General features: G+C 73.0%; 9 protein-coding genes. 6 read left to right on the top strand and 3 right to left on the bottom strand.

Annotated features, from left to right (window positions below; genetic code table 11):
- Positions 1 to 887: type VII secretion integral membrane protein EccD (gene eccD / locus ABD466_RS24645; protein ID WP_344659527.1), on the top strand; the 887-nt coding region annotated here is incomplete at its 5' end.
- Between the two features lie 119 nt (positions 888 to 1,006).
- Here eccD and ABD466_RS24650 read toward each other — a convergent pair.
- Positions 1,007 to 2,443, bottom strand: coding sequence for a type VII secretion protein EccE (locus ABD466_RS24650; RefSeq protein WP_344659528.1), 1,437 nt, complete (start codon positions 2,441 to 2,443; stop codon positions 1,007 to 1,009).
- Positions 2,444 to 2,607: 164 nt separating this feature from the next.
- On the opposite strand from ABD466_RS24650, the gene eccB reads away from it, so the two are divergent.
- Positions 2,608 to 4,062, top strand: coding sequence for a type VII secretion protein EccB (eccB, locus tag ABD466_RS24655; RefSeq protein ID WP_344659529.1), 1,455 nt, complete (start codon positions 2,608 to 2,610; stop codon positions 4,060 to 4,062).
- Positions 4,063 to 4,177: 115 nt separating this feature from the next.
- Here eccB and ABD466_RS24660 read toward each other — a convergent pair whose 3' ends face one another.
- Together ABD466_RS24660 and ABD466_RS24665 are read right to left on the bottom strand one after the other, a co-directional pair.
- Complete coding sequence (locus ABD466_RS24660) at positions 4,178 to 5,317, bottom strand: sensor histidine kinase (RefSeq protein ID WP_344659530.1); 1,140 nt, start codon at positions 5,315 to 5,317, stop codon at positions 4,178 to 4,180.
- A gap of 90 nt (positions 5,318 to 5,407) precedes the next feature.
- A complete protein-coding gene (locus ABD466_RS24665) occupies positions 5,408 to 6,082 on the bottom strand; it encodes a response regulator (protein ID WP_344659531.1) in 675 nt (224 codons plus the stop codon).
- Between the two features lie 309 nt (positions 6,083 to 6,391).
- On the opposite strand from ABD466_RS24665, the gene ABD466_RS24670 reads away from it, so the two are divergent.
- The 4 genes from ABD466_RS24670 to ABD466_RS24685 all read left to right on the top strand — a co-directional run bounded on the left by ABD466_RS24670 (position 6,392) and on the right by ABD466_RS24685 (position 12,757).
- The gene (locus ABD466_RS24670) at positions 6,392 to 9,328 is read left to right on the top strand and encodes a helix-turn-helix transcriptional regulator (RefSeq protein WP_344659532.1); all 2,937 of its coding nucleotides are present in this window, start codon (positions 6,392 to 6,394) and stop codon (positions 9,326 to 9,328) included.
- Positions 9,329 to 9,684: 356 nt separating this feature from the next.
- Positions 9,685 to 10,974, top strand: coding sequence for an extracellular solute-binding protein (locus tag ABD466_RS24675; protein ID WP_344659533.1), 1,290 nt, complete (start codon positions 9,685 to 9,687; stop codon positions 10,972 to 10,974).
- 8 nt (positions 10,975 to 10,982) lie between these two features.
- A complete protein-coding gene (locus ABD466_RS24680) occupies positions 10,983 to 11,924 on the top strand; it encodes a carbohydrate ABC transporter permease (RefSeq protein WP_344659534.1) in 942 nt (313 codons plus the stop codon).
- Positions 11,921 to 12,757, top strand: a complete 837-nt coding sequence (locus ABD466_RS24685; RefSeq protein WP_344659535.1) for a carbohydrate ABC transporter permease — start codon at positions 11,921 to 11,923, stop codon at positions 12,755 to 12,757. The genes ABD466_RS24680 and ABD466_RS24685 overlap by 4 nt, the downstream gene beginning before the upstream one ends.
- Positions 12,758 to 12,816 lie beyond the last annotated feature (59 nt).

Raw genomic sequence — 12,816 nt, forward strand, 5'->3', positions numbered from 1 at the left:
GCCGGGTGGCGCACGACCGGCGCGCCGCGCTCGCCTGCGACGCCGCCGGGGTCCCGGCCGCCGTGGCCGCCGGCCTGGCGGCGCTGCCGCCGCACCACCTGTGGCCGGTGCACGGCGGCGCAGCAGCCCTGGGCCTGGGCGTGACCGGCGCCTACGGCGGGCTCGCCATGATCGCCGTGCGCCGATGGTCGGCCTGGTTCGGCGCCCTGGCCGCGTTCTGCGCGTTCGGCGCCGCCACCGCCGCCGTGGTGGGCCTGGCGGAGGTCACCGCCGCGCACGCCGGGGTGGTGCTCGCCGTGCTGGCCACGGCGCTCGCCGCGACCGCGCCCATGATCGCCATGCGGCTCGGCCGCCTGCCGCTGCCGCGGGTGCCCTCGGACATCACGGCGTTCCGGGCCGACGAGGAGCCCACCCTGGGGCCCGACGTGCTCGGCCAGACCACGGCCGCGCAGCGGATGCTCACCGGTCTGCTGGCCGCGCTCGGGCTGTCCGTGGTCGCCGGCTCCGTCGCGGCGCTGCGCGCCGACGGCGCGTGGCCGGTCGTGCTGGTCACGTTGCTGAGCATGGTGTGGATGCTGCGTTCGCGCTCGTATTCGGACACCGTGCAGCGGGTCGTCCTGGTCGGCACCGGGCTGGCCTCGCTGGCCTGGCTGGCCGTGGTGCTCGTGACGCGGCAGGAGAAGGCGCTGCTGGTCTCCGGGGTGGTCGTGCTGGCGCTGGCCGGGTTCGGGTGCTTCGTCTACGCGCGGCACGCCGGGCAGGGACGGCACTCGCCGTACTGGACCCGGCTGATGGACCTGGCCGAGTTCCTCGGCGTGGTGGCGCTGCTGCCGATCGCCGGGGTCGCGCTCGGCGTGTATGAGCACTTGGGGCACATCAAGAACTGACCTCAGGGGAGGGGAAGGCCGGGCCGTGGAGCGGCCCGGCCGCCAGCCCGGTGTGCCGGGTGCGGCCAGTGCTCTCAGCGCTCTGAGCGCTCTGAGCGTGTTCAGTGCTCTCAGTGCTCTCAGTGCATGGCGAGCGGCAGGGTCCGCAGCACGAACTCCTGGTGGCGGCCGTTGGCCCGCTCCGCCGGGACCGGCGACTCCAGCGCGCTCGCATCGGTCCCGGCGATCCGCAGGGCCGACGCGCCGCGGATCCGCCCGCGCGGGGTACGGCTCAGCGTGTAGGACGAACAGGTGAACGCGGCCCCCGGCGCCCAGCGCTCCAGCAGCCCGGCCGGGTCCAGGGAGCGGTGCGGCTCGAAGCAGACCTGCTGCAGATGCCCCGTCGACCAGTCCCGCCAGGACTCCCGCACCTCGCCCGGCGCCGGATCGCCGGCGTTCAGCGCGACCAGCAGCTCCTGGCCCAGCTCGAACTGGTCCAGCGCGTCCGCCGCGTAGCCGGCCGAGTCCAGCCGGGACACCAGGCCCAGAGCCGCGCTGGCCACGGCGCGCGCCGCGCCGAGTTCGCCGCCTCCGCGGGCCAGGGCCGCGTGCGGGGCCTGGCGGGGACGGTAGCGCAGGGCGAGCCAGTACACGCGCATCGGGCCGAGGCTCGGGGTCGGCGTGATCGAAGGCTGCGACGGCGCCTGCGCCGGTGGCTGCGACGGCGGCGATGCGGCGGCCTGACCGCTCATGGTGGCGAGCGCGCCGGGCGTCATCGCCGGCAGCGTGACGGTCATGTCCAGGTCCGCCGACGGCGGCCGGCTCACGATGCCGGGGTTCAGCACCGGCAGCGTCACGGTCATGTCCAGGGGCTGCGCTGGGAAGCCGCCCGGCGGCATCACGGTGTGCGTCACGGTCGCCGTCAGATCGGCCGGATCCGGCTGCGGACCGGCGGCCGGCGCCGGCGCCGGCGGCTGTACCGGGCTGGGCCCGGCCGCCGTCCACACCACCAACTGCGCGCTGGCGAGCGGGATCGTGCTGTCCGCGAACGCCTCCCGCAGCACCGCGACCAGGGCTGCGACGTCCGGCTGGACCGTCGGCCCGAGCCGCACCGCCGCCACCCAGCCGCCGTCGGACGCGGCCAGGCCCACGCGGTTGCCGGCCCGGTCGACGTATCCGCCCAGACCCAGATCCGGCAGCAGCGTGGCCAGCGGCTCGACCGCGGCCTCGGCCTCGGCGCGGCGGCGCGCGGCCAGCCGCCGGGAGCGGTAGCGGCCCTGGGTCTCGGCCCACTGGCCCAGGCAGCGGCCGTGCACGCGCAGGGAAGTCATCCCGACCAGCGCACCGGCCCCGGCGTACGCGGCGGCCTCGGTGAGCGGGGAGCGGCCGTGGCCGGCGGCCACGGCGAGCGTGGCGGCCTCCCAGGCCACCGTCTGCCAGGTGCGGACCGGGGCGATCCAATCCAGGGCGACGGTCCCGCGCGACAACGCCGGCGCGGCCGCGGCGATCCCGGGCGCCGCCGGCTGGGGCGGCGGGGGGATCAGCATCTCGGCCGCCGGCGCGGCGTGACTGGTCATCGCGGTCACCATATTTCTTTGAGCCGGCGCATATCCTTTTGGCGCTCGCTAATCATACGTATACTGACTGCGGTTCGTACAGCGCTCATCGACATCCGCATTCGCGGAAATACGAGGGCCGCGCGGGCTGTGATGTCGAGCGACGAGAAATCCCGGGGTGCGTTGTGTGGACCGAGCGGGACCAGATCCAGGCGTACCAGTTCCTGCGGCGGCGCCTGGTCTCCGCGCTGACCGTGGCCGACGCCAACCACCCGGTGGCGCCGAACCGCCGCCTGGTCTTCGGCGTGGTGCTGGGCGGCGTGGCGACGCTGCTGACCGCCGCCGGGTTCGGCATCTCAGGACTCTTGCAGCCCTCGCCCCCGCCGGACTGGAAGCACACCGGGCTGGTGATCCTGGACAAGGACGGCGGCGGACACTTCGTCCTGGACAAGGACGGCGTGCTGCACCCGGTGGCGAACCTGGCCTCGGCCCGGCTGCTGGCCAACAGCACCAAGACGGTCACCGTCGCCGCCTCCCTGCTGCGCGGTGCCCCGCGCGGTGAGGCCCTGGGCATCCCGGCCGCCCCCGACACCCTGCCGGACCCGGCCGGCCTGCTCGCCGACCCGATCCCGGTGGCCTGCTCCCGCGCCACCTCCGACCTGCCGAAGGTGACCGGACCGGTGGCCGCGTTGCTGCTCGCGCACGCCGGTGACCCCACCGCGACGCTAACCGGCATGGTCGGCGTCCCCGAGGGCCACGGACTGCTGGCGCAGAACCCGAAGGGCGACCGCTTCCTGATCACCGGCGGCGTGAAGTACAAGCTCGGCGACCGCCCGGCCCTGATCGCCCTCGGATATCAGAACGCCGCGACGCTGGCCGTCACCGACAGCTGGCTCGCCACCCTGCCGAGCGGCCGCGACCTGAACCTGGTCGCGGTCCCCGACGCGGGCAAGCCCGGTCCCCGCGTCGGCGACCTGCGCACCAAGGTCGGCCAGATCCTGGCCGCCGACAACGCGGTGGCGGGCCGCTCCGGCTACTACCTGGTCCGCGCCAACGGCCTGGAACCGGTGTCGCAGGCCCAGGCCGCCCTGATCCTCGCGGCCACCGCCAACGCCCCCGCCTACGCCGGCGACGGCATGCCGGTCGCCAAACCGGTCTCGGTCGCCGACGCGGCCGCCGCACCGTCCGTCCCACCCGGCGACGACGCCTCCGGCTACCCGGCCGGGGTGCCCACCCCGGTCGCGGTCGGCGGCGACTCGACCGTGGTCTGCGCGGTCGGCGACGGCAAGGACCCCTCGGCGGTCGCCCTCGGCACCGCCTGGCCGCTGCCACCCGGCGCACGCACCGTCCCCACCGGCGCCCCGCAGAACGGCGCCGCCGCCGACGAGGTCTACCTCTCCCCGGGCAGTGCGGCCCTGGTGACGGCGAAGGTCGCACAGGGCGCGCCGGCCGACAAGTGGTACCTCGTCACCGACGCCGGCACCAAGTACGCCCTCGGCGACACCCAGGCCCGCGGCTCGCTGGGCTACGGCAACGCGGTGGCCGAGCAGCTGCCGCCGACGGCGGTCGGGATGCTGCCGACGGGGCCGGTGCTGGATGAGGCGGATGCGCAGAAACCGGTGGCGGTGCCGGGTGGCTGAGTGGGCCGGCCGATCAAGCACAGTCTGTTTGAGGTCGTGCCGTGTTAGTGCCGCCTCGCCGCCCAGACGCATATACGCCTAGCCGCCCCTGAGCGTGGCAGACCCCGCACTGCCTTCAGCCCGAAGCGTCCGCCTCCAGCGGCACCCACAGCGTCACCGACGTGCCGTGCCCGGGACGCGACACGATGCCGGCCGTGCCGCCGACCTCGACGATCCGCGCCGTGATCGACTCGCTCAGCCCGAATCCCGGCTGATGCGCCGCCGGATCGAAGCCGACGCCGAGGTCGCGGACGGTCAGCGTCAGACCGCCGGCACCCTCCTCGACGCGGATCAGCGCGTCCGCCACTCCCGCGTGTTTCAGGACGTTGCGAAGGGCCTCCCGCGTCGCGGCGAGGAGCCTGGCGCGGCGTTTCGCGGTCAGCGCGTCCGGGGCGACCTCGGCGGCGTCCAAGCGGACGCGCAGGCCGTCCCGGGCCAGTTCCGCGACCAGGCCGACCAGCCCCTCGACCAGGTCCCGCCCGGCGGGCGCGCCGGCCGGGCGGGACAGCTGACGGCGGAGCGCCACCGCCTCCGCGTGCGCCACCGCGCGCACCTCCCGGAGGCGGCGCGGGGCCTGCTCGGCGTCGTTCGGCAGCGTCAGGGCGATGGCCTCCAGAGTCTGCAGGACCGTGTCGTGCAGCGAGCGGCGGATACCGGTCCGCAGGCGTTCGGCGTTCTGGTCCAGCAGGATCAGGACCGCGCCGGCCACCACGACCGCCAGGAGCAGCACCAAGGCGTCGCCCAGGGCCGCCACCGCCGCCGAGCGCACCGTGTGCACCGGCCCCGCCGCCGCGAACATCGCCAACCGCAACGGGATCCCGGCCGCGGCCGCCGCCAGACCCCCCGGGATACCACGCACCATCGTCCACAACGCCACACAGCCCGCGAAGTACTGCCACGACACCTCGACCGCGCGGTCCGACGGCAGCGACAGGACGCTCAACGCCAGGTTGCCCGCGACCGCCAGCACCGTGTCGCCGGCCAGCACCGTGCGCAGCGGCAGGCCGCGTGCGGCACCAAGACCCAACATCGCCGTGGCGGCCACCAACACGGCACAGAGCACAAGAACCGGACGGCTTCCGCCGGTGCCGTATCCGCCTACGTAAACGAGCGACGCGGCCGGCAGCACCCCGACCTGGAACGCCAACGGCAACAAGAGCATCGGGCCCGCGCCGTCGCCGCGCCAGCCCCGGGCCGCCCGACCCCCGAACCGCACCCGCTCACCTGCCCGCCTAGCCGTCCGTCAAGCCCGTCCCTCGCGCCGTCCGCCGCGCGGCCCTGTGCCACGCCGTGCCGCCCGCGAGGCTCAGCACGCCGCCGATTCGGCGAGCACACCGAGCTCGATCGCGGCCCGCGTCATGTCCGCCCGGCGGCGCGCGCCGATCTTGTCGCGGATCCGGTCCAGGTACGAGCGCACCGTGCGGACGCTGATCCCCATCTCCATCGCGATGTCGCGGTCCCGCTCGCCGGCCGCCACCAGGCGCAGTACCTGCTTCTCCTGGCCGGACAGCTCGATCCGCGGGCCGGCCTGCCGGTTCTGCTCCGTGGTGAGCACGATCGAGGCCAGCGTCGGCGACACGTAGCTGTTCCCGGCGGCGATCTCGCGGACCGCGCGCAGGATCTCCGTGCCCTCGGACTCCTTCGACAGGAAGCCGCGGGCGCCGGCCGAGATCGCGCCCAGCACGTCGGATTTCTCCGCCTCGGCCGAGACCACCAGCACCCGGTTGCCCATGCCGTTGATCTGCAACACCGCCGCCGCGCCCCTGACGCCGGGCAGCGTCAGGTCCAGGACCACGATGCCGTCGCGGCGCGGACGGCAGGCGACGAACTTGCCCACCGAGCCCGCGACCACGTCCACGTCGAAGTCCCCGGCCTCCTGGAACAGCCTGGTCAGCGCGTCGCGGTACAGAGGATGGTCCTCGACGACGCTGACCGGGATGCGGGCCGACTCGGACTCGGTGCGGACGGCGGTTGCCTCCATGGCGGCTTCCTTCGGCTGCTCGTGACCTGCGGGACGGTGCGGATTCCTGTGGACCTTGTCGCACTCAGTGTCATGACGCTGAGACGGCGCGTCGTCGGTAAAACTACGTAACCCGCTACTACCTCTTACGCACACGGGTTACTGATCCCCGCGACCTGCGGCGGCCCGCCAGTGGCGGCGTCCGCAACAAATCAACAGAATGAAAGGTCTCGTCCACCGGGGCTGGGTACAGTTCACACATAGCTGTCGGAAGCGCTGACCACCGTCCCTCGGAGTGTCAGGGTTCGGACAACCTTGGGGGAGGTGCACGTGCTCGCCACCGGTTCGCCGCAGGACTGGCAGGCGCTGGTCGGCCGGGAGGCCCAGATCGGCCGCCTGACCGCCGCGGTCGAGGCGTTGGGATCGGGCCGGGGCGCGGTGCTGGAGATCGCCGGCGATCCGGGGGCCGGTAAGACCCGCCTGCTGGCGCTGCTGGCCGAACGGGCCGGGGCCGCCGGGGCGCGGATCGCCCGGTCGACGGCCCTGCGGGGGACCGGCGCGCCGCGCCAGCTGTTCCGCGACGCCTGGGCCGACGTGCCGGCGCCGGGCCTGGCCGACAGCGACGAGGAGGCGGTGTTCCGCACGGTCCGTGCCGGGCTGGCCGGGTGGGCCGCCGGGCCCGGGGGCGGGAGCGTCGCGGGCCGTCCCGGCGGCCCCGGCTCCGGCGGCGGCGCCGTCCTGTTCGACGACGTGCACCTCGCCGACGAGGCCTCCGTCCGGTTGCTGGCCCGGCTGGTGCGGACCCCGGTCCCGGGCCCGTTGCTGCTCGCCGTGGGCCACTGCCCGCGGCGCACCGGCTCGGTCCTGCTGGAGGCGCTCGACGACGGCGCGCGCATCGGCACCGTGGTGCGGATCGAGTTGGACCCGCTCGACGAGACGGCCGTCGAGGAGCTCCTGACCGCGTGGTACGGGCCGGGCGACCACGACCGTACGTACATCGAGCAGATCCGCGCCGCCGCCGACGGCAACCCGCGGAACCTGCGCATCCTCACGGCCGCCGGGTGGCGTCCCGAGCTGTGGCCGGACAGCCCCGGCGAGGACACCGGCGCGCTGCTGCGTGAGGCCGCCGCCATGGGGGTGGAGCTGGACGCGCTCAGCGCCGAGCAGACCGCCGTGGCGAACGCCGCCGCGGTGCTGGCCGGGCCCTTCCGGCCCGAGGACGCGGCCCGGATATCGGGGCTCGGACTGGCCGGCACGCTGAACGCCCTGGACGAGCTGGTGCGCGCGGACGTCATCCGGCACGTGGCCCCCGGTGTGCGGTTCGCGTTCCGGCACCCGCTGCTCGGGCACGTGGCGCACGAGCGCGCGTCGCTGCCGACGCTGCTGGGGGCGCACCAGCGCGCGCTGGACCTGCTGTCCACACGCGGGGCCAGTGCCGTGGACCTGGCGCGGCACGCCGAGCATCTGGTGGGGGCGGACGGCGCCGCCGCCGCGCCGCTGCTGGCTCGCGGCGCCGCGGAGATCCTGCCCGACGCACCGGCGACGGCTGTGCGGTGGCTCGGGCTGGCGTTGCAGACGCCGGTGGGGGAGCGGCCCAGTGCCGAGCGGGCCGCGCTGATGCTCGAGTGCTGTCGTGCGCTGTCCGCGGCCGGACGGTTCGACGAAGCCCGTTCGCTGGCTCACGACGTCCTGCGCGACGACACCCACCTCACCGGCCCTCTGCGCCTGCGTGCCTCGGCGATGCGCGTGGCCGCCGAACGGCAGCTGGGCCGCTATGACGAAGCCGCGGGTGTCGCCGCCGCGGCGTTGGAACGCCTGCCGCGTCCCCTCGACGCCGGTGCTGCGGAACTCGTGTTCGAGCTGGGCGTCCTGCACATGTACCGGGGTACCTACGGTCAGGCGCGGGAGGCCGTCCAGGAGGTGGTGACGGCGCTCACGAGCGACGCCGGGCGGCCGGACGACCGGCTGGCCGCCGCCATCAGGGTTCTGGCGGCCTTCGGCGACGCCTACCTCGGGCTCACCGCCGACGCCATTCCCGCGCTCGTCGAAGGGGCGCGGCTGGCCGACAGCCTGCCGGACTCCGACGTCGCCCGCATCCCCGAGTTGCTGGCCATGCTGGGGTGCGGCGAGATGTTCATGGAGGGCTATACGGCCGCGGGACGACACCTGCACCGGTGCCTGACCATCGCCCGCAAGGGCGGCCCGCAGCAGATGAAACTCAACACCCTGCTGGGACTGGCGTACATCGACCAGCAGACCGGCCAGCTGGCCCGCTCCGAGCGGCGCGCCGAGGAGGCCCGCCGCGTGGCCCGGGCGACCGGCGCCGCCGACGGCGTCTCCATGAGCGAGGCGCTGCTGGTCGGCGCGATGATCTGGTCGCGGGGACGGGCCGAATCGGCGTCCATCGTCGCGGCCGCGGAGCACGCGGTGCGGATCGCCCGCCCCGGCAACGGCTGGTGGTCCGGGTCGGCGGCGATGCAGCTGGCGCTGGTCCGCATGGTCAGCGGGGACGCGGCCGGGTGCGTGGACGCGCTGCTGGAGGGCGGCGGCGGTCCCGAGTTGCGCAAGCTCCAGCCCGCCTACCGCCCGATGCTGCTGTCGATGCTGTCCACGGCTGCTCTGCGGGCCGGGGACGGCGCCCTGGCCCGGCAGGCGGCGCTCGGGGCCGACGAGGCCGCCGAGTCCTCCGGACTGTCGGTCCAGCGTGCCTACGTCACGCGGGCTCAGGCCGCCTTGCACGCCGCCGACGGGGAGCATCCCATCGCGGCCAAGCTCTTCGAGCAGTCCGCGCTCGGCTTCCGGCGGGCCGGACGGCCGGTACAGCACGCGTGGACGCTCGCCGCCGGGGCCGGGTCCGCGGCCCTCGTCCACGGCCTCTCCGTCGCCGGGTCCTGGCTGGACGCCGCCGAGGAGGTCGCGCGGATCCATGGGGCGGTGCGGATCGAGGAGGAGATCGCCGAAATCAGGGCCCTGCTGGTCCCGCCCGCTCAGGCTGTCTCCCCAGCCGCGACCGTCGCCCAGTCGGAGCCCCCGTCCCCGGCCGGACCGCTGCACTCCGATGTCAGGGCGCTGCTGACCGCGCGCGAGCAGGAGATCGCGGCGCTGGTCGCCACCGGGCGCCGCAGCCGGGCGATCGCGGACGAGCTGTTCCTCAGCCACCGGACCGTGGAGACGCACCTGGCGCGTATCTACCGCAAGCTGAACGTGTCGTCGCGGACCGCGCTGGCGCATCTCCTCCAGGGGGCCGACAACGTCGGCACGGAGTGAGGCACGCACCCGCTGTGCGAAGCGGCGCCCGAGACCGAGGCGGCTGCGGAGACCGGCCGAAGCCGCCTGATGCTCTACCAGACTGAGCTACCGCCACCCTCGCGGGAGGCGGGCCGGATTCGAACCGGCGACACCCAGATCCCGAAGTAACCGCTGCCTGCGCACCGGGCGCCGCGTGTCACTCTCCGCGGTGGTGCGTTCCAAAACTAGCGGGCGGCCAGGTCCGGCGTCGACCTGGTTTCGCCTATGAGGACCCTGACACAATTGGGCCGCAAGTGGGTGAGATCGAGCTTTGATTCCCTTGTTCCGGGGAAGGGGCCTTGGAACCCCTTCCACCGGATTCGAGAGGAACAGCCATGGCGAGAATGCGCACCTTCACCGCCGCCGTCGCGGCGCTGGCCTGTACCGCCCTGATCACGGCGGGATGCAGCTCCGGTGGCGGGAAGGGAGGCCAGGCGAAGACTGGGCCGATCAAGATCTGGTACTCCAACAACGCGCAGGAGGTGACCTGGGGGAAGGCCACCGTGGCGGCCTGGAACAAGGACCACCCCGACCAGCAGGTCAGCGGTGAGGAGATCCCGGCCGGCAGCAGCTCCGAGGAAGTCATCGGCGCCGCGATCGCCGCCGGCAACGCCCCGTGTCTGGTGTTCAACGGCTCGCCTTCGGCGATCTCGGGGTGGGTGAAGCAGGGCGGGCTGGTGCCGCTGAACGACTTCGCCGACGGGGCCTCCTACGTCGAACAGCGCAGCGGCGCGGCCGTCGCCGCGCAGTACAAGAGCTCGGACGGCAAGTACTACCAGCTGCCGTGGAAGAGCAACCCGGTCATGATCTTCTACAACAAGGACATGTTCAAGGCCGCGGGTCTCGACGCGGACCATCCGGCCCTGTCCACGTACTCTGACTTCCTCGCCGCCGCGCAGAAGGTCACCGCCGCCGGCGGGGCGCAGTACGCCATCGCCCCGGCGCCGACCAACGAGTTCTTCCAGAACTGGTTCGACTTCTACCCCCTGTACATCGCCCAGAGCGGTGGCAAGGCGCTGGTCGACAACGGCAAGGCCACCTTCGACGACCCCGACGGACAGGCCGTGGCCGACTTCTGGTCCCAGATCTACGCCAAGGGCCTGGCCCCGAAGGAGAAGTACAACGGTGACGCCTTCGCCGACAAGAAGGCCGCGATGGCCATCGTCGGTCCGTGGGCGATCGCCGTCTACGGCACCAAGGTGAACTGGGGTGCGGTGCCGGTGCCTACCGCCACCGGGATGCCGGCCGACCAGATCCACACCTTCGCCGACTCCAAGACCGTCTCCGTCTTCAGCGCGTGCAAGAACCGCCAGACGGCGTGGGACTTCCTGAAGTTCGCCACGAACCAGGACAACGACGGAGCCCTGCTGAACACCACGGGCCAGATGCCGCTGCGCGCCGACCTGTCGACCGTCTACGCCTCCTACTTCACCGCGCACCCCGCCTACACGCAGTTCGCCCAGCAGGCCGCCCGGACCGTCGACGTGCCGAACGTCGCCAACGGCGTGGCCATGTGGCAGGACTTCCGCAACGGCTACCTGAAGTCGGTGGTCTTCGGGCAGCAGCCCACCGGCCAGTGGTTGAAGGACGCGGCCGGGACCGTCGCCTCCGACATCGCCAAGTAGGGGGCGCCGTGTCTCGCGCACCGCGCCGGGGACCGCGCTCGAAGACGTTCGTCGGCCTGTATCTGGTCGCGCCGTACGCGGTCTTCTTGGCGGTCGTCTACGCCGTCCCGATCATCCAGGGCGTTCGGATCTCACTGCTGGACTACGTCTACGCCGCGCCCGGCGCCGACGTCCCGCAACCGTTCGTCGGCCTGAAGAACTATCGCAAGGCCCTGTCCGACCCGCAGCTGCGCCGCTCCTTCCTGAACATCCTGGAGTTCCTGGCCATCAACGTCCCGCTGACCGTGGTGCTGGGCCTGACGCTGGCCGCGGTGCTGGCGAAGCTGAGCCGGCTGAAGACGTTCTTCCGCTCGGCGTTCTTCGTGCCCTTCGTGACCGCCAGCATCGCCGTCATCGGGGTCTGGTACTTCCTGTTCAGCCAGAGCGGCTTCATCAACCACGCGCTGGGCGGCTGGGCGCCGAACCCGTCGTGGCTGGTGAACTCCCGGCTGGCGATGGTCGTCATCGCCCTGGAGGTGACGTGGAAGCAGCTCGGCTTCTACGTCCTGCTCTACCTCGCCGGAGTGCTGCTGATCCCCGATTCGCTCTACGAGGCCGCGAGCATCGACGGCGCCGGCGTGGTGCGCCAGTTCCGCGCGATCACCGTGCCGGCCGTGCGGAACGTCACGATCCTGGTCACCACGCTGGCGCTGATCGTCGGCGCCAACCTGTTCACCGAGCCCTACCTGCTGACCGGAGGCGGCGGGCCGAACGGCGCCTCGATGTCGCCGGCGCTGCTGATCTACCAGAACGGCGTGGAGCAGGGCAAACCCGGCGTCGGCGCGGCCATCGGCATGCTTCTGACGCTGTTCGTGCTGCTGGTCGCCGGGGCCGGGCGCGGCGTGCAGTGGCTGGTCCAGCGCGGCGAGGAACGTTCCCCGGGCCGCGACCGGGAGGTGTCGCCCGCATGAGCAGAACCCTGCAACGCCTGACCACCTACGGCTTCGTCATGATCGGCGCCCTGGCCAGCATCTTCCCGCTGTACTACATGGTCGTCGGCTCGTTCCAGCTCAAGGCCGACAGCGCCTTCAGCGGCCTGGTCCCGCGTCCCGGCAACCTCGGCCTCACCAACTACCGCGACGTCGACAAGGCGATCTCACTGCTCCCGTCCCTCGCCAACTCGGCGATCTTCACCCTCGGCACCGTGGTGCTGACCATCGTCGTCGGCCTGCCCGCCGGCTACGCCCTGGCCCGCCTGCGTTTCCCCGGCAAGACAGCCGTGGCCGCCGGCCTGATCCTGGTCCTGGCCCTGCCGTTCCAGGTGATGATGATCCCGCTCTACATCCTGGTGGTCCGCGACTACGGCCTGGCCGACAACTTCCTCGGCATGATCCTCCCGTTCGCGGTCAACGCCACCGCGGTCCTGATCTTCCGCCAGTTCTTCGTCGCCCTCCCGGACGAGCTCTTCGACGCCGCCCACATCGACGGCGCCGGCGAACTCAAGACGCTGATGCTGGTCGCGGCCCCGCTCACGAAACCGGCGATCATCACCGCGTCGGTGATCACGTTCATCGGCCCGTGGAACGAGTTCCTCTGGCCGTTCCTGATCACCAAGAAGCACTCGATGCAGCCGCTGGCGGTGTCGCTGGGCGAGTACGTGTCCACCAACGCCGCCACCGCCACCAACCCCTACGGCGTGATCCTGGCCGGCGCGTGCGTCCTCGCCGTGCCGGTGATCGTGCTGTTTTTGGTGGCACAGCGGTACTTCACGTCGGCGGCGCTGGGGAGCGGGGTGAAGGAGTGAGTTTGCTGGTCGCCGGAGGCCATGGCGATCTCCACCAGTAAGAGCCGCTAACTCAGCCG

The organism is Catenulispora subtropica (assembly GCF_039531675.1).
In the GTDB taxonomy this organism is placed as follows: Bacteria; Actinomycetota; Actinomycetes; order Streptomycetales; family Catenulisporaceae; genus Catenulispora; species Catenulispora subtropica.

Bases quoted from the DNA above. Each gene is read 5' to 3' on its own strand.
- ABD466_RS24650 (WP_344659528.1), bottom strand. From the start codon at position 2,443: ATGACCAGTCACGCCGCGCCGGCGGCCGAGATGCTGATCCCCCCGCCG.
- ABD466_RS24665 (WP_344659531.1), bottom strand. From the start codon at position 6,082: ATGGAGGCAACCGCCGTCCGCACCGAGTCCGAGTCGGCCCGCATCCCG.
- ABD466_RS24675 (WP_344659533.1), top strand. From the start codon at position 9,685: ATGGCGAGAATGCGCACCTTCACCGCCGCCGTCGCGGCGCTGGCCTGT.
- ABD466_RS24685 (WP_344659535.1), top strand. From the start codon at position 11,921: ATGAGCAGAACCCTGCAACGCCTGACCACCTACGGCTTCGTCATGATC.